The 24,397-nt window shown below is 57.7% G+C and carries 24 protein-coding genes; 8 read left to right on the top strand and 16 right to left on the bottom strand.

The genetic code is table 11. The features are described 5' to 3' along the window. Nucleotides 1–45 precede the first annotated feature (45 nt). The 6 genes from WG622_RS00605 to WG622_RS00580 all read right to left on the bottom strand — a co-directional run bounded on the left by WG622_RS00605 (nt 46) and on the right by WG622_RS00580 (nt 3,504). The gene (locus tag WG622_RS00605; RefSeq protein ID WP_339401817.1) at nt 46–252 is read right to left on the bottom strand and encodes a hypothetical protein; all 207 of its coding nucleotides are present in this window, start codon (nt 250–252) and stop codon (nt 46–48) included. Between the two features lie 139 nt (nt 253–391). Next, a complete protein-coding gene (locus tag WG622_RS00600) occupies nt 392–754 on the bottom strand; it encodes a hypothetical protein (protein ID WP_339401816.1) in 363 nt (120 codons plus the stop codon). A gap of 84 nt (nt 755–838) precedes the next feature. Beyond that, a complete protein-coding gene (locus tag WG622_RS00595; RefSeq protein ID WP_209355976.1) occupies nt 839–982 on the bottom strand; it encodes a hypothetical protein in 144 nt (47 codons plus the stop codon). A gap of 214 nt (nt 983–1,196) precedes the next feature. Beyond that, nucleotides 1,197–1,589 carry a DUF6497 family protein gene (locus tag WG622_RS00590; protein ID WP_339401815.1) on the bottom strand — a complete coding sequence of 131 codons (393 nt, stop codon included), beginning with the start codon at nt 1,587–1,589 and terminating at the stop codon, nt 1,197–1,199. Next, nucleotides 1,582–1,938, bottom strand: coding sequence for a hypothetical protein (locus tag WG622_RS00585; RefSeq protein WP_339401814.1), 357 nt, complete (start codon nt 1,936–1,938; stop codon nt 1,582–1,584). Before WG622_RS00585 ends, WG622_RS00590 begins: the two co-directional genes overlap by 8 nt. A gap of 33 nt (nt 1,939–1,971) precedes the next feature. Further along, nucleotides 1,972–3,504: an acyl-CoA carboxylase subunit beta gene (locus WG622_RS00580; protein WP_339401813.1), complete on the bottom strand. Its 1,533-nt coding sequence runs from the start codon at nt 3,502–3,504 to the stop codon at nt 1,972–1,974. A 219-nt stretch (nt 3,505–3,723) separates the two neighbouring features. Here WG622_RS00580 and WG622_RS00575 point away from each other — a divergent pair, with 219 nt between their 5' ends. The 3 genes from WG622_RS00575 (at nt 3,724) to WG622_RS00565 (ending at nt 7,276) form a co-directional block, all read left to right on the top strand. Beyond that, nucleotides 3,724–4,917 carry a multidrug effflux MFS transporter gene (locus WG622_RS00575; protein ID WP_339401812.1) on the top strand — a complete coding sequence of 398 codons (1,194 nt, stop codon included), beginning with the start codon at nt 3,724–3,726 and terminating at the stop codon, nt 4,915–4,917. A 61-nt stretch (nt 4,918–4,978) separates the two neighbouring features. Further along, entirely contained in the window at nt 4,979–6,379 is a 1,401-nt protein-coding gene (locus WG622_RS00570; protein WP_339401811.1) for a helix-turn-helix domain-containing protein, read from the top strand. 66 nt (nt 6,380–6,445) lie between these two features. After that, nucleotides 6,446–7,276 (top strand): alpha/beta hydrolase, encoded by an 831-nt coding sequence (locus WG622_RS00565; RefSeq protein ID WP_339401810.1) that lies wholly within the window; start codon nt 6,446–6,448, stop codon nt 7,274–7,276. Here WG622_RS00565 and betA read toward each other — a convergent pair. Continuing rightward, on the bottom strand, nt 7,273–8,928 hold the full coding sequence (gene betA / locus WG622_RS00560) for a choline dehydrogenase (RefSeq protein ID WP_339401809.1): 1,656 nt from the start codon (nt 8,926–8,928) through the stop codon (nt 7,273–7,275). The two genes, WG622_RS00565 and betA, sit on opposite strands and share 4 nt — an antisense overlap. Nucleotides 8,929–8,939: 11 nt before the next feature. Further along, on the bottom strand, nt 8,940–10,391 hold the full coding sequence (gene betB / locus WG622_RS00555; RefSeq protein ID WP_339401808.1) for a betaine-aldehyde dehydrogenase: 1,452 nt from the start codon (nt 10,389–10,391) through the stop codon (nt 8,940–8,942). Nucleotides 10,392–10,577: 186 nt separating this feature from the next. Between betB and betI the strand changes: the two genes are divergently transcribed. Next, the gene (betI, locus tag WG622_RS00550; RefSeq protein WP_339401807.1) at nt 10,578–11,159 is read left to right on the top strand and encodes a choline-binding transcriptional repressor BetI; all 582 of its coding nucleotides are present in this window, start codon (nt 10,578–10,580) and stop codon (nt 11,157–11,159) included. Here the strand turns inward: betI and WG622_RS00545 are convergent. Further along, the gene (locus WG622_RS00545; RefSeq protein ID WP_339401806.1) at nt 11,156–11,758 is read right to left on the bottom strand and encodes a LysE/ArgO family amino acid transporter; all 603 of its coding nucleotides are present in this window, start codon (nt 11,756–11,758) and stop codon (nt 11,156–11,158) included. The two genes, betI and WG622_RS00545, sit on opposite strands and share 4 nt — an antisense overlap. A gap of 84 nt (nt 11,759–11,842) precedes the next feature. Here WG622_RS00545 and WG622_RS00540 point away from each other — a divergent pair, with 84 nt between their 5' ends. Together WG622_RS00540 and WG622_RS00535 are read left to right on the top strand one after the other, a co-directional pair. Next, nucleotides 11,843–12,727 carry an ArgP/LysG family DNA-binding transcriptional regulator gene (locus tag WG622_RS00540; protein WP_339401805.1) on the top strand — a complete coding sequence of 295 codons (885 nt, stop codon included), beginning with the start codon at nt 11,843–11,845 and terminating at the stop codon, nt 12,725–12,727. 54 nt (nt 12,728–12,781) lie between these two features. After that, nucleotides 12,782–13,684 (top strand): COG3904 family protein, encoded by a 903-nt coding sequence (locus WG622_RS00535; RefSeq protein ID WP_339401804.1) that lies wholly within the window; start codon nt 12,782–12,784, stop codon nt 13,682–13,684. Nucleotides 13,685–13,729: 45 nt separating this feature from the next. On the opposite strand, the gene WG622_RS00530 is transcribed toward WG622_RS00535, so the two are convergent. Continuing rightward, nucleotides 13,730–14,470, bottom strand: coding sequence for a YebC/PmpR family DNA-binding transcriptional regulator (locus WG622_RS00530; protein ID WP_339401803.1), 741 nt, complete (start codon nt 14,468–14,470; stop codon nt 13,730–13,732). A gap of 153 nt (nt 14,471–14,623) precedes the next feature. On the opposite strand from WG622_RS00530, the gene WG622_RS00525 reads away from it, so the two are divergent. Beyond that, nucleotides 14,624–16,396 carry an SLC13 family permease gene (locus WG622_RS00525; RefSeq protein WP_339402674.1) on the top strand — a complete coding sequence of 591 codons (1,773 nt, stop codon included), beginning with the start codon at nt 14,624–14,626 and terminating at the stop codon, nt 16,394–16,396. 62 nt (nt 16,397–16,458) lie between these two features. Here WG622_RS00525 and WG622_RS00520 read toward each other — a convergent pair whose 3' ends face one another. From WG622_RS00520 to mgtE, 4 genes are all read right to left on the bottom strand, one after another. Then, nucleotides 16,459–18,237 (bottom strand): SLC13 family permease, encoded by a 1,779-nt coding sequence (locus tag WG622_RS00520; protein ID WP_339401801.1) that lies wholly within the window; start codon nt 18,235–18,237, stop codon nt 16,459–16,461. A 57-nt stretch (nt 18,238–18,294) separates the two neighbouring features. After that, nucleotides 18,295–19,116 (bottom strand): TIGR00282 family metallophosphoesterase, encoded by an 822-nt coding sequence (locus tag WG622_RS00515; RefSeq protein WP_339401800.1) that lies wholly within the window; start codon nt 19,114–19,116, stop codon nt 18,295–18,297. 78 nt (nt 19,117–19,194) lie between these two features. Continuing rightward, entirely contained in the window at nt 19,195–19,761 is a 567-nt protein-coding gene (locus tag WG622_RS00510; RefSeq protein WP_339401799.1) for a 5-formyltetrahydrofolate cyclo-ligase, read from the bottom strand. Between the two features lie 9 nt (nt 19,762–19,770). Next, nucleotides 19,771–21,162: a magnesium transporter gene (gene mgtE / locus WG622_RS00505; RefSeq protein WP_339401798.1), complete on the bottom strand. Its 1,392-nt coding sequence runs from the start codon at nt 21,160–21,162 to the stop codon at nt 19,771–19,773. 132 nt (nt 21,163–21,294) lie between these two features. On the opposite strand from mgtE, the gene guaD reads away from it, so the two are divergent. After that, nucleotides 21,295–22,584 carry a guanine deaminase gene (gene guaD / locus WG622_RS00500; protein ID WP_339401797.1) on the top strand — a complete coding sequence of 430 codons (1,290 nt, stop codon included), beginning with the start codon at nt 21,295–21,297 and terminating at the stop codon, nt 22,582–22,584. On the opposite strand, the gene WG622_RS00495 is transcribed toward guaD, so the two are convergent. Together WG622_RS00495 and WG622_RS00490 are read right to left on the bottom strand one after the other, a co-directional pair. Further along, nucleotides 22,581–23,024, bottom strand: coding sequence for a CAP domain-containing protein (locus tag WG622_RS00495; RefSeq protein ID WP_339401796.1), 444 nt, complete (start codon nt 23,022–23,024; stop codon nt 22,581–22,583). The genes guaD and WG622_RS00495 overlap by 4 nt on opposite strands. 4 nt (nt 23,025–23,028) lie before the next feature. Further along, nucleotides 23,029–24,363, bottom strand: a complete 1,335-nt coding sequence (locus WG622_RS00490) for an 8-oxoguanine deaminase (protein WP_339401795.1) — start codon at nt 24,361–24,363, stop codon at nt 23,029–23,031. Nucleotides 24,364–24,397: the final 34 nt, after the last annotated feature.

The following is a 24,397-nucleotide window of genomic DNA, read 5'->3' as shown; positions in this document are numbered from 1 at the left end:
CCGACAGCCAAATACGATAATCTGCGTCCGAAGACTGGTGTCTGTTTACCTACAACGGTCCGGGTAGGTCTGGCAGTAGGCAAGGTTGCCTGCGCCGCCGATGACTGCGCCCGTGGCAGCGTCACCGCCCGTGATGATTGCGCCCGCCGCGCCTGCGCCCGCGCCAAGCAGGCCTTGTTCCAACGCCGTGTCGCCACAGGCGGTAAGTGCCAGCCCAAAGCCGAGGACGGCTGTGATTTTGAGAAGTCGCATGTCTGATCTGCCCCTTTGTGATTGCCCAAATCTGAGCCCAGCGTCAGAGATGCCATGCCCTTGCGCAAGCCTTTGCGCGCAACCAAAGCGAGATCGGCAAGACTGTGCCGAGGCCCAAAGGATATGCGCGCACCAAAGGTCACAGGATACCGTCCCCGTCGATTGCATCAGGGAAAGACGACCGTGCGACGTTTTCGTCGATGATCAAAAGCGCTTCGTAGTCTTCGGGATCAAATGTCTCGGGATCATAGGCTTTGACTTCGCGCCCAAACAGCCACGACAAACGCCCCGCATCCAGATTGCCACGCTCAAAAGGCTCGGTGCCAAAGGCCTCCCAGAGCGCCTGCATAAAGCCAAGATCCGCACGGCGATCCGCGTATTTGCGATCCTTAAAGCGCTCACGCTTGATGATGGCGGTGACGCCTTTGGGGTTGGGACGACGAATGGTGAACTGAAAATCCGTGCCGGGAAGACGGCTTGGGAAACCACGATGCTTGATCATGCTGCACCTCCAAGCGCCAGCGCGACGCGAGGTGCGAGGTGGGCAGGAGCCTGACCAAAATGGCCAGCCGCCCGCCCGAAAGTCTTACTTGTATTTACCCGTGTGGGTTGGCTCGGTCGAGATTGGGGCCGGGTCGACCACAACGAATTCGTCAACCGGCTCTTTGGCGCAGGCTGCGACAACGACAACGACGCTGAGCGCCAGAATGGACTTGATGCTCTTAGACATCTGTTTCTCCTAGTATATCTTTTATTTTGAACAGAGGAGTGTTCCCCTGCCTGCCTCAGATTGGAGCACGAGGTAAGTCGTACGTATCCAAGGCCGAATATACCGGATTTTAGCCCGAAAATAAAACATTTAGACAGAGAGGCTCTGCCCTGTGGTGCGAAAGACGCAAGAACGCGCCGATTTGGGGTTTTGACCCCTAGGTTTTGTGTCCGCATCAGAATGCCTCCCAGATACAGGTGTCGTTTTCCAAGGTGAAAGCCTCGAAATACTGGGTGACGTCTGGATTGAACACTCCGAATTCAGATTTTTTATTAGCCAGAGAGATCACGGCCTGATCAAACGGCGGCTGCGCCTCGGCCTGACGTGGCAAGGCATCGCGGACGCAAAGTGCTGCGAAATCATCGGCGACCTTTTGGTGATCCTCGGCTGTCATATCCTCTGCGACATAGCGCAGACGCATCACGCGCTTGCCGTCGGGCATGACGTCATCAAGCGTCTCAAACAAGCTGTGATTTAACCCAGAGGGGATATCCGAGGTGGTCTCGACCTCTGTCTCACAGCTTTGCATGAGCATGGGGACCGCGGCGATGAGGGCAAGGCTACGCATGGGTGGCCCCCTTCTTGGTCGCGAAACGCTCCCAGCGGCGGATGTAGTCAGGGGACGCCAGCAACGCGGCGATCTTGGCCTCGGTCGCAGCCTTGGGCAGCGCACCATTGACCGCGCCACCGGCTTTGATGTGCATCGCCCCATCCTGACGCGTGACCTGAACCACCGGAGAGAAGCCGCGCAAGGACTGCAGCGCGCGCCATATGTCCTGACGCACCTGATGCGCCAGCCGCATGGCAGAGCCCGCACGCACGGTGGTTTCCGCCGCGACGTCGAAACGCGCCGGCAGATGACGCGCGAGGGTCAGCACGTCTCCGTCCTTTAGGGTATGCCACTTGGCTCGGGCCACAGGTTCAGTCCTTTTCGCTACAATATCAGCCGCTTAGAGCGGGATATTGTCGTGCTTTTTCCAAGGGTTCTCGAGTTTCTTATTGCGCAAGGACGCGAAAGCCCGGGCCACACGTCGACGTGTGGATTGCGGCATGATCACCTCGTCAATAAAGCCCCGCTCGGCGGCCACAAATGGGTTGGCGAACCGGTCTTCATAGTTCTTGGTGTGCGCTGCGATCTTATCCGCATCGCCCAGATCGGCGCGGTGGATAATCTCGGTCGCGCCTTTTGCGCCCATCACAGCGATCTCGGCGGATGGCCAGGCATAGTTGAAATCGCCCCGCAGGTGTTTGGAGGCCATAACGTCATAGGCACCGCCATAGGCCTTGCGGGTGATCACGGTCACCTTCGGCACCGTCGCTTCGCCATAGGCAAACAAGAGCTTCGCACCGTGTTTGATCACACCGCCGTATTCCTGCGATGTGCCCGGCAGGAAGCCCGGAACATCCACAAGGGTCAGAATCGGAATTTCAAAGCAATCACAGAACCTTACAAACCGTGCCGCTTTGCGAGAGCTGTCGATATCCAGACAGCCCGCCAGAACCATCGGCTGGTTGGCAACCACACCCACGGTCTGGCCTTCCATGCGGATGAAACCGGTGATGATGTTCTTGGCGTAGTCTTCCTGGATCTCATAAAAATCGCTTTCATCCGCGATCTTATGGATCAGCTCTTTCATGTCATACGGGGTGTTCGGGTTTTCCGGCACCAGAGTATCGAGCGACGCATCAATCCGCGCCGGATCGTCAAAGAACGGACGCACCGGAGGTTTCTCGCGGTTGTTCAGCGGCAGGAAGTCCACGAGGTTGCGTACTTCGCGCAGAGCTTCGACGTCGTTTTCAAAGGCACCATCTGCAACGGAGGATTTCTTGGTATGGGTCGAGGCCCCGCCCAGTTCTTCGGCCGTAACGACTTCGTTGGTGACGGTTTTCACAACATCAGGGCCTGTGACGAACATATAGGACGTGTCTTTGACCATAAAGATAAAGTCAGTCATCGCAGGGCTATAGACCGCCCCACCCGCGCATGGGCCCATGATCACAGAGATCTGAGGCACAACGCCCGAGGCCATGATATTGCGCTGGAACACCTCGGCGTAGCCTGCCAGAGAGTCCACCCCCTCTTGGATCCGTGCGCCACCTGAGTCATTCAGACCAATGATCGGCGCGCCGTTCTGCACGGCCATATCCTGGATTTTGCAGATCTTCTGCGCGTGGGTTTCAGACAAAGAGCCGCCGAACACCGTAAAGTCCTGCGAGAACACATAGACCATACGGCCATTGATCGTACCCCAACCGGTGACAACCCCGTCGCCCGCAGGTTTCTGTTCTTCCATGCCAAATTCAACACAGCGGTGGGTTTTGAACATATCGAACTCTTCGAAACTGCCCTCATCCAGCAGCAGTTCAATCCGTTCGCGCGCGGTCAATTTCGCCCGTGCGTGTTGGCTATCAATGCGGCGCTGACCGCCACCAAGGCGCGCGGTTTCGCGGCGGGCTTCGAGTTCTTGAAGAATATTGTCCATGTCACACCCTCTGGTCTGTTAAGGAGTGATAGCCCGTGTGCTGCGGTGCGGAAAGGATTTTCCGGCAAATTTGCAAACCCAAGCGCGCACAACGCAAGCAAATTGCAAATCAGCAAATTTTGAACCAATTGGTTCATTTTTTCAACTTATGGTCGCAATACCCCTGTTCATCCCTCCATCCCAAGCCTAAACAAGACGGGTCAACTCTGCGTGCCTATTATGTATTTCAGTCGTAAATCCCCTCCACATATCTCGACCCTGATCCTCTTGGCAGGCCTTAGCGCCATGGTCATGAATATCTTTCTGCCCAGCCTGCCTGGCATGACTGTCTACTTCGACACGGACTACAGCGTCATGCAATTGGCGGTCGCGGGCTATCTTGGCGCAAGCGCTGTTCTGCAGATCCTCATTGGGCCAATATCAGACCAAATCGGACGCAGGCCGGTTTTGCTTTGGGGGATTTTTCTATTCCTTGTCAGCACCTTAGGATGCATCTACGCGCCAAACGCGACGATTTTCCTGATTTTCCGGATTGCACAAGCAGTCATCGCAACCTGCCTCGTGCTCAGCCGCGCGATCGTGCGTGACGTGGTCGAAGACAGCGAGGCCGCGTCTAAAATCGGCTTTGTCACGATGGGTATGTCGGTGGTGCCGATGGTCGCCCCTGCCCTTGGAGGCCTGCTTGAGGAAACATGGGACTGGCGCGCGAGTTTTTGGTTGATGTTTGGGGCGGGCAGTCTGGCACTGGCGCTGGTCTATTTTGACCTTGGCGAAACCAAACGTCGCAGCGGCCTCACGCTGGGCGCGCAATTCAAACAATATCCCGAGCTGCTGATGAGCCCACGCTTTTGGGGCTATAGCCTCGCCTCTGGCTTCGCGTCTGGTGCGTTTTTTGCATATCTCGGCGGCGCACCTTTTGTGGCGAGCGGCTATTTCGCACTCGATCCGACCGAAGTCGGGGTGTATTTCGGCGCGCCCGCCATCGGGTACTTCGCTGGCAACTACGTCTCTGGCGCCTATTCTCAGCGGATTGGCGTGAACAATATGGTGCTTTGGGGATCCTTCGTGAACGCCATCGGTGTCGGATTGTCTTTGCTGTTATTTGCGGCTGGCATCGGAACCGCCTTCAGCTTTTTCGCCTTCATGACATTTGTCGGGCTGGGCAATGGTATGGTGATCCCGAACGCCACTGCTGGCGCTTTGTCCGTACGCCCGCATCTGGCAGGCACTGCCTCTGGCCTCGCCAGCGCGATCATGATCGGGGGCGGCGCGGGCTTGTCGGCTTTGGCGGGCGTGTTGCTTGAAATCTGGCCGACACCCTACCCGCTTTTGTCCCTGATGCTGGCCACCGCTGTCGCAGCGCTCGTCGCGATCACCCTGACAATTCGTCGCGAAAGACGCCTTCGGGGCTAGCGCCCGGTGGTTTGCAAAACTATGCTTACATGAAAGCTAACTTGCAAACCAAGGGACAGCCATGGCCACGCAAAAACTCTATGCCGGCGCGAAACTGCGCGAGATCCGCAACCGCGTGGCCCTCACACAGCGGGAATTCGCGACCAAGCTTGGCGTGTCCCTTCCCTATTTGAACCAGATGGAAAACAACAACCGCCCTGTGTCGACAACGGTGGTTCTTGCCCTTGCACAAGAGTTCGGCATTGATGTCACCGAGCTGTCCACCGGGGATTCCGAGCGCCTCGTGAGCGATCTGCGCGAAGCCCTCGCGGACCCAGCCCTCGCTGAGAGTGACGTGCCTTTGGCCGATATTCGGCTGTCCGCGTCCAATGCTCCAGCTTTGGCCCGCGCGTTTCTGAAACTGCACCATACGTACCGCGAGACCCACGAACGGCTCGCCTCGCTGGATGATGCTTTGGGGCGCCAAGAGTTCCGCATGCAGCCCAGCCCCTGGGATGAGGTGCGCGATTTCTTCCATTATTGCGACAACTATATCGATGCGGTCGACCACGCTGCCGAGAATTTCGCCAAAAGCGCCGAGCAGAAACCGTCGATGCGCATTGCTGCTGAAGATGCTTTGGCGCATGTCGGCGTCTCGGTTCGGTTGTCCGATACTGGGCCTCTCAGGCACTATGACCATGCGAATAAGTCACTGACCTTGTCCGCCCATGCGTCGCCAGAAACACAGTGCTTTCAGATGCTGCTGCAAGTCGCTCTTTTACAAAGGAATTCTTTGCTGGAAGCAACATTGGATCTGGCGAAATTCCAGTCTGAGACCGCGCGGGATATCGCCAAGATCGGGCTTGCGAATTACTTCGCCGGAGCAGCCTTAATGCCCTACGGCAAATTCCACGCGGCGGCGCAGGAGCATCGCCATGATCTGGAGCTTTTGTCCAACCAATTCGGAGCCTCGATTGAGCAGGTCGCCCATCGGCTTTCCACTCTGCAGCGGCCCGGCAACAAGGGCATCCCGTTCTTTTTCGTCCGCGTCGATCAGGCGGGCACGATCACCAAACGCCATTCCGCCACACGTCTGCAATTTGCCCGTTTCGGAGGGGCCTGCCCCCTGTGGAACGTCCACCGCGCCTTTGAAACGCCGGGGCGGTTTTTGCGACAGCTGGCGGAAACACCTGACGGGGTGCGCTATTTCTCTTTGGCGCGGGATGTGTCGAAATCGGGCGGGCACTATGGTGCGCCTGTGCGCCGCTATGCGATTGCCTTGGGGTGCGAGATCAAACACGCGGATCGTATGGTCTATGCCGACAATATGGACATCAGCAACGCCGCCGCCTTCCAGCCCATCGGGATTTCATGCCGGATCTGTGAGCGGCCTGACTGCCATCAACGCTCGGTACCGCCGCTGGAACGCAAATTGATGATTAAGGAAAATGAACGGGGCGTTTTGCCCTATGAGGTCGGGTAAGTTTGCAGAGTTTGCTGCACGCGGCCTGCAAAGATTTCACACGAGTATTTAATTACAATGATCCGAATGTTGGCATTTCTTTTTCTGTTCCTCGGCCTTGGCGCTTTGACGCTGGAGCAGGCCAATCCCCTGCTCATCTACCCCTATGATGCGACTGAGCAGGCCCCTAGCCCTGCAGCTTACAGCGCTGGCTTGCGAGCCTATGATCTGGAAGGACCTGAAGGTCGCGTGGTTGTCTGGGCCGTGCCTCCGCGAGGGAACAAGCCGACGGTGTTCTATCTGCATGGCAATGCCGGCAACCTTGCACATCGCGATGGCAGGTTTCGTCGCCTTAGGCAGTCGGGCTTTGGTGTCTTTGCCCCGGCCTATCCGGGCAGTTCAGGTAGTGAAGGTCGGCCTTCTGAAGCCGCGCTCATTTCGACCGTGAAATTCGCCTATGACAGCCTAAAAAGTGACGATCAGTTCGCAGCCTTTGACGGCCCCGTGGTGATCTATGGCGAAAGTTTGGGATCGGCGGTTGGCCTTGGGTTGATCGAAGCGCTTGAGGCCTCAGGCGATCAGGATCTGCCCACTGGCATCGTCCTTGAAGCGCCGTTTTCATCGATCTCAGATATGGCTCAGGCCGCCGTCGGTGATATCGGTCAGATCGCCCCGATTTTCATGGACTCCTGGAACAGCGCCGAGCGCGCGGCCGCTATGTCCCTGCCCCTTTTGGTGATCCACGGCAAGCAAGACCGCGTTGTGCCAATTGCCCAAGGGCAAGCGGTTTACGACGCAGCGGGCTCGGCGAAGAAAAAGATCATGCGCGTGCCGGATGCCAATCACGTGAACCTCTGGGCCAGCGGGATCCTGACGCAGATGTTTGGCCATATGGCACTGAAAGACGTCGGGCTTTAGCGCTGAGATCTTTCCCAATTCGGGTTGAACCAAGGCTGATCATTGGCGGCAGGCAGGCTGCGCCCAAGGATGTGATCTGAAGCCTTTTCGCCGGTCATGATCGACGGCCCATTGAGGTTGCCATTGGTGATCCGCGGAAAGATCGAGCTGTCGGCCACACGCAAATTATCCACGCCAATCACGCGGCAATCGGAATCCACCACGCTCATCGGATCCTCAAGCGCGCCCATGCGGCAGGTGCCACAAGGGTGATAGGCGCTTTCGACGTGTTCGCGGATGAAACCGTCCAACTCATCATCCGTTTGCAGCGCTGCACCGGGTTGTATTTCATGTTTGACGAAAGGCGCGAAGGCATCTTGGTCAAAGATCTCACGCGTGAGGCGAATGCACTGGCGGAAATCGATCCAGTCCTGTTCGGTCGACATATAGTTAAACAGGATATTGGGCGCAGCCTTGGGGTCGGCGCTCGCCAATGTGACCTCGCCCCGAGAGCCGCTGCGCATTGGGCCGACATGGGCTTGGAATCCGTGGCCCTCGGCGGCGACTTTGCCGTCGTAGCGCACGGCGATTGGCAAGAAATGATATTGAATATCAGGGTATTGCACGCCCGCCTTACTGCGAATGAAGGCTGCGGATTCAAACTGGTTGGACGCGCCAAGACCGGTTTTTGTAAACAGCCACTGCGCCCCGATCAAAGCCTTCCCGAAGAGGTTCCAGTATTTATAGAGCGTGATCGGCTGCTTGGAGGCCATCTGCAGATAAAGCTCCAGATGGTCCTGCAGGTTTTGGCCCACACCGGGACGATCTGCGACGACGTCGATGCCATGTTGCGCCAAATGCGCTGCGGGGCCAATCCCCGACAGCATCAAGAGTTTCGGGGAATTCAGCGAGCTGGCCGCGAGGATCACCTCACCCGAGGCATGAATGACCTCTTTGCGCCCATTGCGCTCGATCTCGACCCCTGTGGCGCGGCCTTCGTCGGTGACGACTTTGCAGGCCAGCCCCCGCACAAGCGTACAGTTCTCGCGTTTCAAAGCAGGCTTCAGATAGGCATTCGCCGCAGACCAGCGCCGCCCCTTGTGAACGGTCATCTCCATCGGGCCAAAGCCCTCTTGCTGCTCGCCGTTATAATCGCTGGTGACCGGATAGCCCGCCTGACGGCCAGCCTCGACGAACGCCGCATGCAGAGGGTTGTCCCGAGGCCCGCGCGAGATATGCAGAGGGCCGGTTTTGCCGCGCCAATCCGGGTCTCCGCCCTGCCCACTTTCGTGCCAGGTCTCCATGCGTTTGAAATAGGGCAGCACATCGGCATAGGACCACCCCTGCGCGCCGCTTTCGGCCCAGTGGTCATAGTCCCCCGCGTGGCCGCGCACATAGACCATGCCGTTGATCGAGCTGGATCCGCCGATAACTTTACCGCGTGGCGTGACCAGACGGCGACCATTCAGATGCGGCTCGGGCAGCGTGCTGTAGCCCCAGTCGTAAAGGCTCATGTTCATCGGATAGCTCAGAGCGGCGGGCATCTGGATCAGAGGGCCCGCGTCGGTGCCACCGTGTTCGATGACGATCACGGATTTGCCTGCCTCCGACAGTCGATAGGCCATGGCGCATCCCGCAGAGCCCGCGCCGACGATCACATAATCTGCTCGCATGAACGCCCCTCCTAGAATGCCGCTTCGACGTCGCCCATGCGGACGTAGACGGATTTGACCTGGCTATAGTGCTGGATCGCTTCCTTGCTGTTTTCGCGCCCCACGCCCGAGGCTTTGACCCCGCCGAAAGGGGCTTCGACCGGCGCGTCGTTGTAGGAATTGATGAAACAGCTTCCCGCCTCAAGCGCGCCGATGACGCGGTGGGCACGGGTGAGATCGCGGGTGAAGACGCCAGCCGACAGGCCGAAGTCGGTCGCATTGGCGCGGGCGATCACATCGTCTTCGTCGTCGAAATCAAGCACGGCCATGACTGGACCAAAGATCTCTTCTTGGGCGATGGTCATCTCGTCAGTGACATCGGCAAAGACCGTGGGAGCGACGAAAAACCCTTCCATATCAACGCGCTCGCCGCCTGAGATCAGCCTTGCGCCTTCTTCTTTGCCTTTGGCGATATAATCCAGAACGATCCCCATCTGCCGTTCGCTGACCATCGGGCCAAAGTTCACTGCCTCATCCAGAGGGTTGCCGAGAACCGCGCCTTCAAGGCGTTCGGACAGACGCTTGAGGAAGACCTCTTTGATGTTTTTATGCACGAAGACCCGCGTGCCGTTGGAGCAAACCTGCCCCGAGGAATAGAAATTCCCGTTAATGGCCCCGCCGACGGCATTCTCGATATCCGCATCGTCAAAGATGATCAGAGGCGACTTTCCCCCCAGCTCCATCGTGACGTGTTTCATGCCCGAGGCGGCAGCGGCATAGACCTTTTTGCCCGTCGGCACGGATCCTGTCAGCGAGACCTTGTCCACGCGCGGGTCATTCACCAGAGACGCGCCCACGTCGCCCAGACCTTGCACCACATTGTAAAGCCCCGCAGGCAGGCCCGCTTCGTGCAGGATCTCGGCGACCTTCAAAGCGCAAAGCGGTGTGGTTTCCGAAGGCTTAAAAATCATCGCATTGCCGCAAGCCAAGGCCGGCGCGCCTTTCCAGCAGGCGATCTGGGTTGGGTAATTCCATGCTCCGATCCCCACGCAAACGCCCAACGCTTCGCGTACGGTGTAGACCCAGTCCTCGCCCATCGGAATATGCTCGCCCGTGAGTGTGGCTGCGAGGCCTCCGAAATATTCCAGCGCGTCGGCGCCGGATGTGGCGTCGGCCACAAGCGTTTCCTGCAAAGGTTTGCCTGTGTCATAGGTCTCGAGAACCGAGAGCTCGTGATTGCGCTCGCGGATCATGTCGGCCGCGCGTCGCAAAATGCGGCCGCGTTCCGTACCGGTCATCTTGGCCCAGGCCTTTTGCGCCGCTTTCGCCGCATCCAGCGCCTGATCGATGATTGCAGGCGTCGCGGAATAGACCGTCGCGATCACTTCTCCGGTGGCCGGGAAGATCACGGGGATTTCGGTGCCTGAGGTGTCCTCGACATAGGCGCCATTGATGAAATGGCTGGCGGTGGGCTGTGTGGTCATTGTCGTTCTGCTTTGCCTTCAAACTTACCGGGTCGCGCGAATCCAAATGGGCGCGTCCAAGCGTTCGCGACCCTAGCAATGCGGAACTTAAACAGCAAAACAAAAAATTAAATGATCATTTAATTTTTTAGCATTCCCGCGCCAAAAAAGCCTTTCCCGATGCGCAAACCACGCTATAGACGAGCTATGAGCAAGAAACGCATCCGTGACATTCGCCATGAAGAGCTGATTGATGCCGCAATCCAAGCGATTGCAGAGCATGGCTATGCGCAGGTCACGATGACCGATATCGCCAAACAGGCAGGATCTACGGCGGCGAGTATCAACTATTATTTCGGCTCCAAGGATCAGCTGATCCAAGCGGTGATGCAGCTGGTTCTGCGCACTTTGAAGGCAGCGAACTTGCGTCATCTTAAGATGGCAGAAACCCCCTATGATCGTTTGATGGCCGGGCTGGATGCGAATTTTGATGAGACGCTGTTTACCTCGGCGACCTGCTCGATCTGGCTGCAGTTCTGGGCCAACGCGCCCTATCACGAAGGTCTGGCACGGTTACAGCGCGTAAACCGGTTGCGTGTCACCAGCCATTTCCGCGCCGAGCTGCGGCAACTTTTGCCGGAAAACCGTATGGCGACAGTACAACAAGCTTTGCAGAACTATATTGACGGAGTCTGGATCGAGGCCGCAATGAACCCCGGTCCTGTGGACGCCAAAGCCGCGCGCCTTGAAGCGCGCCGGGTGGCCGATCTGTTGCTGAAAGGCGGTTAATGGTTCAGCAATAAGCTCGCTGCAATCGCCCACATCGTCACGCCCACGAGCACATCCAGAATGCGCCACGACAGCGGATTGGTGAAAAAACCGCGCAGCAAGGCCGCCCCATATCCCAAAGAGAAAAAGAAGGTAAAGCTCGCGCAAACGGCACCCACGGCAAACACCCAAGGGCTGTCATAAGTCGCTGAAATGCCCCCCAGCAACACGACTGTGTCCAGATAAACATGGGGGTTTAACCAAGTTAGAACAAGGCACGTCCCAATTGCCTTGCTCAACTTTGGTGCATTGGCGCCCTCTGATGCCAGGGAGCTGCCGCCTCTGTAAGCAGACGCGAAATTTAGAGCGCCATATACCACCAAGAAAGCTGCCCCACCCCATCTTGCGATATCCACGGCCAATGGAGCCGCATCGACCAGAGCACCGAACCCTGCCACGCCCGCTACGATCAAGATCGCGTCCGAAATGGCGCAGGTCAGAACCACAGGGAGAACGAATTCTCCCCTTAATCCCTGACGCAATACAAACGAATTCTGAGCGCCGATCGCCAGGATAAGTGACAAGCCGAGCGCAAATCCGGCTGTTAACGAAGAGATCATAAAAGCCTCTCTTGGTATGACTTGTAATATCAACATCGTGACATTACACAAATTAATAAATCTTATTCCAAATTAGAGACTCTTATGAAGCTCGATCCGGAAAGACTTAGGACACTGTCGACTGTGCTACGTACCGGCAGCTTTGAGACAGCCGCGAGCGAAATGCGTATCACCCAGTCTGCTGTTTCGCAACGGATTAAGCTGCTTGAAGAAAACGTCGGCGCGCGACTTGTAAAACGCGAGATCCCATGCGTCGGCACAGAAGCAGGCCTTAAATTGTCCGCACATGCGGATCAGGTCGAGGCGCTGGAAAAAATCCTGGCCCGCAATCTGGGGCACGAAGTGGGTGACGAACCGGTTCCCGTCAACATCTCTGTGAATGTCGATTCGATGTGTTCGTGGTTTGGAGACTGCTTTGGCGAGCATCATGATTTGCTCTTTAACTTTCAGCTCAATCATCCCGCCTACACGGACAGTTTGCTGGAAAGCGGTCAAGTCGTTGGCGCCGTTACGATCCAGAAGAAACCAGTGCCGGGCTGTGACGTTTTCCCTCTGGGAGACATGGTCTATCTTCCTGTGGCATCTCCGAAATTCGTTAAAAAGCACTTTCCAGAAGGCGTTTCGCCGTCGGCTCTGGCCACTGCACCTGTCGTCAGGTTCAACTCAAAGGACCACAATTGGTCGGATTGGATACGACAAGAGTTCGGATCGACCGTCACCCCGCCCTATCACTCGATCGCGTCAAAGCCCGCCTTGAACAAAGCCCTTGTGGCTGGGCTCGGTTGGGGCATGGAGTATATTGCTTTGGCGCGCGACGATCTTAAAAAGGGAAACTTGGTACTGTTGCGACAAGACAGTGATTTCCGCATGCCAATTTACTGGCAGACCAGCCGCATCTGGCGCGAGACGCTGGCTGACTTCACCCGTCATATTTGTCAAACTGCGCGCAAAAACTTGCCACAATCCTGACAGATCACCATGCAGAATCGAGAGTGACGAAACTCGGATTCTGAAAGGTGCTCTATGAGTACGATAAATCCCTATGCCGAAAGAATGGGCCCCAGTTTTTCCAGCGCGGTTTGGGTGACTGGCTTACTGCTGCGTATGGGCATGATCAGCCTATTTGTGATTTTGCTTATGATTGCCCCGAACGCGGCTTGGCCTTTTGCTTTCCTGTTATTTCTGGATCTGTTTGTCTTTGCTTATCAGGTTGTCCGCTATGCAAACGCAGCAAGCCTTTATATGCAGGACACGGGACGCTTCTGGACGATTGTAGGGGCAACATTGGGATTTGTAGCGGCTGGCATCGTTACGTTTTACTTCTGGTTCTTGGCTTTCACCGTCGTTGATAAGGCGCTGTCAGGTCTGCGTGCTGACGCCAATTTCAGAACAAGCCCCGAGACCGGGCCAGCAGTTCTGGAGTCTCGCGCACCCCCCAAACGGTTCCGCGTGCACCTGTCCGTGGATGGGCGCACCTTAACCTATGACGGCATTATGGCTTCAGGGATGATGAGCGAACTCAATCCACTATTGAGACAATCTCCCGACTTGCAGCAAATCTCGTTAAACAGCCCAGGCGGCAATCTCTACGAAGCCCGCAGACTGGCACAGCAGGTCCTGCAATTGGGTCTGGACACCCATGTCGACGTAGAATGTAGCGCAAGCTGCCTTCTGGCCTTCACGGCTGGCGCGAACCGCACCTTGGGCCCTGGCGCGCAACTGGGTTTTCACCGCTATGGCCTTGATTTCAAACAGCTCATGCCCTTTGCAGAAGTGGACGTTGAGCGGCTACAAGACCAGAGCTTTTACGAGCAGCAACAGGTCTCACCTGCCTTCATCGACCGCTACTTCAGCGACGACCGACGCACGCTCTGGTACCCGCACAAGAACGAATTGTTCCAAGCAGGCATCACCACCAAAAGATAAAGCCGCCCCGGACAGGAGGGGATTTCAAAAGAGGACTGGCGTGGCTTAGAGCTGCGCCATAACCTCGTCAGAGGCTTCAAAATTGGTCGTGACGCGCTGCACGTCATCATCGTCCTCAAGCGCATCCACCAGCTTCATCAGCTTTTGCATGTCCTCAAGGCCAAGCTCTGTCGTGGTGGTCGGCTTCCAGATCAGCTTGGTGGATTCAGATTCACCTAGATCAGATTCCAAAGCGTTAGACACATCGTTCAGATCCGTGTCCGCGCAATAGATGATATGTCCGTCCTCAGAGCTTTCGACATCCTCTGCCCCTGCTTCAATCGCGGCCATCATGATGTCATCGGCATCACCAGCGTCCGCCGGATAGACCACCTCGCCTTTACGTTCGAACATGAACCCAACAGAGCCGGTCTCGCCAAGATTGCCGCCATTCTTGGAAAACGTAGAGCGCACCGTCGACGCAGTACGGTTTTTATTGTCGGTCATGGTCTCGACGATCACCGCCACACCATTGGGGCCATAGCCTTCATAGCGGATCTCGTCATAGTTCTCCGCATCGCCACCAATCGCCTTTTTGATCGCGCGTTCGATAACGTCCTTCGGCACGGACTGGCTCTTGGCTTCTTTCACGGCCAGACGCAGGCGCGGGTTTTTATCGGGGTCCGGGTCACCCATTTTCGCCGCCACGGTGATTTCCTTGGCGAGTTTGGAAAATAGCTTAGAGCGCGCAGCATCCTGACGCCCTTTGCGGTGCTGAATATTTGCCCATTTACTATGGCCAGCCATGGCGGATGCCCCCTCAAAGATCTCGTTTCGCCTCCTATAGCGCAACCAATCCACGGTCTCAAGGCGGCCCTTAGCTGCCTTTTTCCCTTGCATGGGCGGGCGGTCTTGGCAAACTCAGGGGACAGATAGATTGAGGCCTTCATGAGCAGCGCGTTGACCCAAGAGCAGATTATTCTTTTCACCCTCTTCGGCGTGGTTTTTGGCCTCTTGCTTTGGGGACGGTTTCGGTACGATCTGGTCGCCTTCTGCGCGCTTTTGGCGGGTGTGGTTCTGGGTGTGGTGCCCGAAAAAGATGCATTCTCGGGCTTTGGACATCCAGCCACATTGGTCGTCGCGTTGGTCCTTGTGGTCTCGGCAGGGTTAGTGCGGTCAGGTGCGGTATTTCTGATCACCCGAACGCTGGTGGACAGTTCCCGAGCCCTTGGCACCCATATCGCCATCATGGGTGGCGTCGGCGGCGTGCTCTCGGCCTTCATGAACAATGTCGCAGCCCTTGCCCTTCTGATGCCTGTCGACGTGCAAACCGCGCGCAAAGCAGGCCGCAGCCCAGGACTGTCGCTCATGCCCCTCTCCTTTGCAACCATCCTTGGCGGAATGGCAACCCTGATCGGCACGCCGCCCAACATCATCATCGCCTCTATCCGCGAAGACACCCTTGGTGCGCCGTTTCGGATGTTCGACTTCGCGCCAGTGGGCGGTCTGACGGCGCTTGCTGGTCTTGCGTTTGTGGCGCTGATCGGCTGGCGCTTCATCCCAAAGCGCGACGATGCGGGCAGCGCGCTGTCTGACCTCACCGCCTATCTCGCCGAGCTTACCGTGCCGGAAGACAGCAAACTTCTCAGCAAACGGCTCGCAGAACTCGACACGCAAGCTACCCAAGCAGATGTCGCCGTGATCGGCCTCAGCCGCGAAGGCCGTCGCCGCTATGGCTCTGCGCGCAACACAGAACTGCGCGCAGGCGACACGCTGCTGCTGGAAGGCACCCCCGACGCACTCGATGAATTCCGCACCGCCACAGGCCTACGCTTTGCCGAAGAAAAACGCGAGGAACGTCTGAAAGCCACCGGCGACGGGTTGGACATGGTCGAAGTCGTGGTCTCTGAAACCTCCCGCATCACCGGCAGAACCGCCGAGCGCATCGGCCTCAACTGGCGCCAAGGCGCAATCCTGATGGGACTGTCGCGCAATGGCCAACGCATCACCAAACACCTGCGCAAGACCGAGATCAAAGCGGGCGATATCCTATTGCTACTGACCCCCAAAGACCGAGGCGCGGATATCACCGACTGGCTCGGCTGCCTGCCTCTCGCGGACCGAGGCCTGCAAGTCACCGCAGACCAAAAATCCTGGCTCGCCATTGGCCTCTTCGCAGGTGCTATCGCGGCCTCTGCCGTCGGTCTGCTCTACCTGCCCATCGCCCTTGGCATTGTCGTGGCCGCCTATGTGCTCACGAAAATCGTGCCGCTCTCGGAACTCTACACCCAGATCGAATGGCCCGTCGTCGTCCTACTTGGCTCCATGATCCCGCTGGGCGCAGCACTCGAAGACGCAGGCGGCACCGAACTCATCGCAGGCTCGCTCGTCAGCCTCACCGAAGGCCTCCCGGCCTGGGCCATCCTGACCGTCCTGATGGTCGTCACTATGACGCTCAGTGACGTGCTCAACAACACCGCCACGGCCATCGTCGCAGCCCCCGTCGGCATCCATATGGCCAACTCTCTAGATGCCTCGCCCGACCCCTTCCTCATGGCCGTCGCCGTCGCAGCCTCCGCGGCCTTCCTCACCCCCATCGGCCATAAGAACAACACACTGATCCTCGGCCCCGGCGGCTACCGTTTCGGAGACTATTGGCGCATGGGCCTACCCCTGGAAATCCTCGTGGTCGCGGTCTCGATCCCCTCAATCCTGCTTTTCTGGCCGCTCTAAGCCTTTCTCTTGCGCAAAATATCCTGGGGTGAGCAGGCCCCGCCTTCGAGGGGCAAAGCCCCTTAAAGCGGCCACATCAGCGGAATAAGCGCGCTCGCCAGCAGGCCAACTGAGAGGTTCAGCGGAATTCCAACCCGCATGAAATCCGTGAACCGATACCCGCCGGGGCCATAGACCAGCATATTGGTCTGATAGCCGATCGGCGTGGCAAAACTCGCCGACGCCGCGACCATCACCGCAATCACCAATGGCCGCACGTCAAAGCCCATCGCGTCCCCGAGCCCCATGGCAATCGGCGTCACCACCACGGCCACCGCGTTGTTGGATAGCATCTCTGTCAGAACCGAGGTCAGCAAATAAATCGCCCAAACCAAAAAGAACGGCGGCAATCCCTGCAGCCACGGCGCAATCGCCTCGACAATCAGCGTCACAGCCCCCGAGGTCTGTAACGCCACACCAATCGCCAGCATCGAGAAAATCAAGGCCAGCAAACGCCCGTCCACTGCCGCAAATGCCTCATCCGCATCAATGCAGCGCGTGACCAGAACCACAGCCACAGCAATCACCGACAACAGGAAAATCGGCGCAACGCCAAAGCCCGCCAAAGCCACAATCCCAAACAAAGCCGCCATGGCAATCGGAGCCTGCCCCCGACGGTATTCCCGCTCCACCGGCTGGTTGACCTGCACCATATCCATATCTGCGGCCAAACGTTGAATATCCTCCGGCGCACCTTCCAGCAGCAACGTATCCCCAACGCGCACCACAAGATCATCCAACTGCATGCCGATATTCTGGTTCGAACGATGCACCGCAATCGTATAGACGCCATAGCGCCGCCGCAGACGCATCGCGCCCAAAGCCCGCCCCACCATGCGGCAGCCCGGTGTAATCAACACCTCAACCGTGGTGGTCTCCACCGCTGAAACCTGATCGACACGTTTCAACGACTTGTCGCGCTGCAGGCTCAAAAGCTCTGCCATCTTGGTCCTCAGCACAACGCGGTCGCCTACTTGCAGCTCCACGCCCTTCAGATTGCGCCGCAAAGAGGCATCACCCCGCAGAACGTCGATCAACCGCACCCCATCGCGCTTAAACAGCTGCACGCCCGTTACTTCGCGGCCAATCAGGTTGGACTCCGGCGGAATTACCGCCTCGGTGAAAAACTTCATATCCTTACGATTGCCCAGCAATCCGGCCATAGAATCCCGATCCGGCAGCAGCTTTGGCCCGATAAAGCGCAAATAGATCATACCCCAAATCACCAGAATGACACCCAAAGGCGTCACTTCAAAGATCGAGAACCCTTCTAAGCCTTGCGCCCGCGCAACCCCATCCACCAAGAGGTTCGTCGAGGTCCCGATCAAGGTCAAAGTCCCGCCCAGAATGGCCGCATAGCTCAACGGAATCAGCAGCTTACTCGGCGCAACGCCCAAGGTTCCCGCAAGCTGAATAAACACTGGGATCATCACCACGACCACCGGCGTATTGGACACCACCGCCGAGGCGACGATCACAAAGACCATCAACATGGCAATCGCAACCTTAGGATTAGACCTCGCCTGCCGATCCGCCAGATGGGTGAAGCTCGACAAGGCGCCCGTGCGCACCAAGGCGCTCATGACGATGAACATCGCGCCGATCGTCCAGGGAGCGGGATTGGACAAAACCGTCAGCGCGCCCTCATACGGCAGGACGCCCAAAACCAACAAGGTCGCCACACCCGAGATCGCAACCACCTCGGTCGGGAACACCTCACGCACAAACAACCCAAACATCACCCCAACCGTCACCAAGGTGATCACCGCCTGTTGGGTCTGCGTAAATTCAAAAAAGTCCATGTAGTCCTCGGGGCTTACACCCCCTAAGCATTCCGCAAGCTTAGTCCCTGAGCAAGCCTAAACCGGTGCGGGACCCGCCTGTTGCAACCGTCCGCCCTGCCGCACCATCTCGATCCGGGTCGCTGCGCCTGATTTGTCATCAGTTTCGACATAAACCCCGCTGAGCGTTGCTTCGCCCAATGCCGGCGTAAACCGCGCCTTTGGCATGCCGGTTACAAAACGGCGCATCGGCTCGGCCTTTTCCATGCCAATGACGGAATTATAATCCCCACACATGCCCGCATCCGAGAGCATTGCCGTGCCCTTGTCCAAAATCTGAGCATCCGCCGTCGGCACATGCGTATGCGTGCCAACAACAAGGCTCGCGCGCCCATCGCAGTAATGCGCCATGCCCATCTTCTCGCTGGTGGCCTCGCAATGCATGTCGACCACAATGGCCTGCACCAGACCACCGCGCGGATGGGCCTTGAGAACGCGATCCACAGCCGAGAACGGATCCGCATAGGGCCGCTTCATGAAAACCTGCCCAAGCGCCTGCAAAACAAGGATCTTCTTACCGCGCACATCAAAAATCCGGTGCCCTCGCCCGGGCACATCGCCCGAGGCATAGTTCAGCGGCCGAATGATGCGGCTGTCTTCCTGAATATGCTGCATCATGTCTTTCTGATCAAAAGCATGATCGCCCAAGGTGACGCAATCCGCCCCCGCGTCAAAGATCACTTTGGCATGCTGCGCAGAGAGCCCCATGCCATTGCTCGCGTTCTCGCCATTCACGATGACAAAATCCAAACGCCAGTCTTTGCGCAGCCGTGGAAGATGCTCGGTCAGGGCAGCCCGCCCTGCGCGCCCGACAACATCGCCTAAAAACAGTATTTTCATGGGGGTTTGCCCTATCCGCCCTAACCGCTCAGAGCAAGGGCTCAGTTGCGCAAGCGGGATTCATCTTGCCAAAAATACTCAAATCCCCCGGTTAAATTCACGAATACCGGTCTCTGTGACCATCAGGTCGAGCGGCTGGTCCGTTGGTTCAAGCGGCAACTCCTCGGCCTCTTGCGCTTCAAACGCAAAGCCAATCGCCAAAGTCGCGCGCTTGCTGCGCAAGAGCTCGAGCGTGCGATCATAAAACCCGCCGCCATAGCCCAAACGCCCACCCTTCGCGTCAAAGCCCACAAGTGGAACAATCAGGATCTCTGGCTCGAAGTAGTCATCCACCACAGGCACTTTCGCGCCAAAGGGGCCGTCTTTCAGCGCGCCTTCGGGTTCCCAACGCGAAAACTTCAACGGCTGCCCCGCAGCCTGAATGACCGGCACTCCGACTGGCCCATGGGCCGCCGCTTCGGCCATTGCGGGGAGCGGATTGATCTCGGTTCGGATCGGCATGTAACCCGCCAGAGGCACGCCACGATAGCCTGCGAGGACTTCGGACAAATAGGCCGATTGTGCGGGGTAGCCTGCGTCAAACGCCTCTTTACGGCGCGCGAAAGCCGCCTTGCGCGCGGCGGCTTTGATCTCGGTCAAATCCATGAGACATCCTTACAGCAGTACCGCGCCCGCAAGCGCCAAAAAGGCAAAGAAACCAACGACATCCGTGACCGTGGTCACAAAGGCCCCAGAGGCCAGCGCCGGGTCTACGCCTATCTTTTCCAAAAGCACCGGAATGCCCGTGCCCGCAAGCCCAGCCACGACCAGATTGATCACCATCGCGACGGCGATCACAACGCCCAGCATCGGTGTGCCGAACCAAATGACGCCCACGATGCCCATCACAATCGCAAAGACGATGCCGTTAAACAGCCCCACCAAAGCCTCCCTCGAGACAACGCGCCAGAGGTTGGAGCTCGTGAGGTCTTTGGTCGCCAAGGCGCGCACGGCGACCGTCAGGGATTGCGTGCCCGCGTTGCCACCCATCGAGGCCACGATGGGCATCAGGATCGCCAACGCCACGAATTGTGCGAGGGTTTCCTCAAACTGCGCGATAACCAAGGACGCAAGGATCGAGGTCACAAGGTTTACAGCCAACCACGGGATTCGCTGTTTCGTCGTCTCCATCACACTGTCCGACAGAGAGCTTTCGTCGCCAACACCGGCCAGACGCAAGATATCTTCTTCGTGTTCCTCATCCAGAACCGCCATCGCGTCATCGATCGTAATAACACCAATGAGCCGCTCATCCTCATCCACGACAGGGGCCGATATCAGGTGATATTGGTTGAACGCATAGGCCACCTCGCCTTCGTCCTGAGCGACCGGAATGACCTGGAACATCTCTTCCGAGAGGTTCTTCAAAGGCGCCTCGCGCGGAGACCCCATGATCTTGCCCAAGGTCACATTCGCCACCGGACGCATGCGCGGATCAACGAGGATCACGTGATAGAACTGCTCGGGCAGTTCTTCGGAATTCCTCATGTAATCAATGGCATCGCCGACAGTCCAATGCTCTGGTGCCCAGACAGTTTCGCGCTGCATCAGACGGCCAGCCGAAAACTCCGGATAGCTCAGCGCCTGCTCGACCGCGACGCGGTCTGCGTCCTCAAGCACCTCAAGAATGGCTTCTTGCTGGGCGTCATCAAGATCTTCGACAAGGTCGACAACGTCGTCAGATTCCATGTCCCGCACGGCTTCGGCCAGCGTTTCAGGCCGCAGGACCGAAATCACGTCCTCGCGCAGGCTTTCCTCAAGCTCGGAAAGAATCTCGCCATCAAACTCGCGATCATAGAGCTGGATCAGACGGCGCCGATCATAGGCGTTCACCTGTTCCAGCAAATCCGCGATGTCTGCGGCGTGCATATCCTCAAGCAAATCTACCAGCTGGTCGCGATTGCCGGTTTCCACCGCAAACAGGATCGCCGAGACGTTTTTGGCATCCAGGCTATAGTCTTCGTCGTCAGAGGGGATTGGGGGCGTGAGTTGGTCGGTCTCGGTCATGGTGCGCCTCCTTTTGCCCCGGATGGTCTTATTTTCAGACCATAGTTGAAGCTGTGTCGGAAATTCAATGCCAACGCCGCAATTTACGCCCAGCTCGGGCCAAGTTAAATTGCCTGCGAAAGGGTTTTGACCATGACCGACACGACTTTGCTTTTGGGACAGGTGCTGAGTTTCACCGCGGATCCGTTTGAGGTGCCTATTAACGACGCGGCCCAGCATCTGCGTCAGGGCGCGGTGCTGTTGCGGGATGGCAAAATCGCGGCTGTCGGAGAACGCGAGACCCTGCGGGCGCTGCATCCACTCGCCGAAACCGTGGACTATGGCCAGGGCCTGATCATGGCGGGGTTTGTGGATGCCCATGTGCATTATCCCCAAACCGCGATGATTGCGAGCTGGGGCAAGCGGCTGATCGATTGGCTGAATTCCTATACCTTCCCCGAGGAAATGCGGTTTGGAAATCGCGCCTACGCTAGCGACATCGCGAACCGCTATCTGGATCTGACAAAGCAGCATGGCACCACCACTGTCGCGAGCTATGCGACGATCCATCCCGGGTCGGTTGAGGCCTTGTTTGAGGCCGCACAGGCGCGAGGGCAAAGGATCGTGGCGGGCAAAACCTGTATGGATCGCAATGCGCCTGAGGGGCTGAGCGATACCGCGCAAGAGGCCTATGACCAGAGCAAATATCTGATCGGGAACTGGCATGGGGTCGACCGGATCACCTATGCGATCACGCCGCGGTTTTCGCCAACCTCCACGCCCGAGCAACTGCAGATGTTGGGCGACCTCTGGGCCGAACATTCCGATTGCTTGATGCAGACCCATCTGTCTGAGCAAACTGACGAAATTGAGTGGGTCTTGGGGCTATATCCCGACGCGCGGGACTATCTGGACACCTACGAGCAATTCGGCCTGATCGGTGCGCGCGGGGTCTATGGGCACGCAATCCATCTAACGGACCGCGAGATCGACCGGCTGCATGACGTCGGCGCAGGTGTGGTGCATTGCCCGACGTCCAATACCTTCATCGGTTCTGGCCTGTTTGACATGAGCGGCCTGAAATCAAAGCGAGTTTCCGTGGGTCTGGCGACAGACACCGGAGGAGGCTCCAGCTTCTCGATGCTGCGCACTATGGCGGCGGCCTATGAGATCGGCCAGTTGCGCCACACCCCTCTGCACGCGGCACAGCTCTTGTGGCTGGCGACGCAGGGATCCGCCATGACGCTGCATCTGGACGATAAGATCGGCAATGTTAAGGCTGGGCTTGAGGCCGATTTGGTTGTCTTGAACCTCTCATCTACTGACGCGATTTCCCAGCGTGTCGACAATGCCAATGAGTTCTGGGAAACCGTTTTCCCTACGATCATGATGGGAGACGACCGCGCCATCGAAGCCGTTTGGATCAACGGCAAACGCGCCTAGCAGCGGCGGCCTAGGACCATCACCCAGTAGTTGCCCTCTTGAATCACGCCGATCTCGGTGACGCCGATGTTCAAGAGGTTCTCGCGATGGCCGCGCGACTTGATCCAGTCTTTGGTGACCCGCTTCGCGGACCTCTGCCCCACCGCGATATTTTCGGCGATCAGGCAATAATTATACCCCTGCCGCAAAGCCCGATCCGCGACCGACGTTCCATCCGTCCCCATATGCGAGAAGAACCCGTGATGGCGCATGTCGCTGCCATGGGTCGCGGCAATTGATTCCAGCAATGGCGATAGCCGAAGCGCGGGCAGATTGTTGGACGTGCGAAATTCATTGGTCAATTTGACCACATCCCGCCCAGACCCCGCCTGCGCATACGAAAAGTGACCGGTGACCAGAACGGCCCCGAGAAGAATAGTTTTTAGACCCATGGCCCGCATGATGTTACTCCTGCAAGGCCCCCACTCTGTTATTCTGACGTTCAATTGCTAACGGAAGGTCAACGGTTGTTAAAATTCCGTCACGCACGATCTGACGGCCTTCTACCAAGAGATTGTGCACTTTCTGAGGCCCCGCGAGCAAAACCGCAATCGGGTCCCAACTGCCGGCCATTTCAATGGAGGTGATGTCCCACATGGCAATATCCGCACGTTTACCGACGGCGATCTGACCGCAGTCATCCCGTCCAAGAACCTCGGCCCCGCCCCGCGTCGCAATATGCAGAGCCTCGCGGGCGGACATGGCATCCGCGCCCTTGGACACACGTTGCATGAGCATCGCTTGACGGGCTTCGGCCATCAGATTGCCGCTGTCATTGCTGGCCGATCCATCTACGCCGAGACCAACCGGCACGCCTGCGTCCCGCATCTCGCGGATGGGCGCGATGCCGGACCCGAGGCGGCAATTGGAACAAGGGCAATGCGCGACGCCGGTCTGATGTTTGGCAAAGAGATCAATCTCTTGCGCGTCCAGTTTCACCGCATGGGCGAACCAGACGTCATCGCCAACCCAGCCCAAATCCTCGGCATATTGGCCTGGACGACAGCCGAATTTTTCCAGTGAATAGCGGATGTCTTCGTTGTTCTCAGCCAAATGCGTATGCAGCATCACGCGCTTGTCGCGAGCCAAAAGCGCGCTGTCGCGCATCAGGTCTTGGCTTACAGAAAAGGGCGAACACGGCGCAAGCGACACGCGGCACATGCTGCCCTCAGAGGCGTCGTGGAACTGGTCAATCAGGCGAATGCTGTCTTCAAGAATGTCCGCTTCGCGTTCTACAAGTGAATCAGGCGGCAGGCCTCCATCCGAAACACCGATGCTCATAGAGCCCCGCGTCGGGTGGAAGCGCATCCCCATATCCGCAGCCGCGGCAATGGTGTCGTCAAGCCGAGACCCATTCGGGAAGAGATACATGTGATCTGCCACTGTGCTGCAGCCGCTAAGTGCCAGTTCGGCGAGGCCAATTTGCGCCGAGAGGTACATGTCCTCAGGCGTCAGCCCTGACCAGATCGGATAGAGTCGTTGCAGCCAGCCAAACAGCAGCGAATCCTGCGCGCCCGGCACCGCGCGAGTCAGGGTTTGAAACAGGTGATGGTGCGTGTTGACCAGGCCAGGGGTCACCAAAAACCCTTTGGCATCAATGATTTCGGCATCTGCCGTCAACCCCGCGCCGATCTCGGCAATCACCCCACCTGAAACAAGAATATCCACGTCGCGCAACTCACGCGATGCATCATCCATCGTCGCAATAAAGGCCGCATTTTTGATCAAAGTATCACGCATTTATCCCACATCCTTAAGGCCCGTTTCATAGATG

This window comes from Cognatishimia coralii, from assembly GCF_037478305.1.
Taxonomy (GTDB): Bacteria; Pseudomonadota; Alphaproteobacteria; order Rhodobacterales; family Rhodobacteraceae; genus Cognatishimia; species Cognatishimia coralii.
Note: the sequence above shows the minus strand (reverse complement) of the source record. Positions and strands in the feature narration are given on the sequence as shown.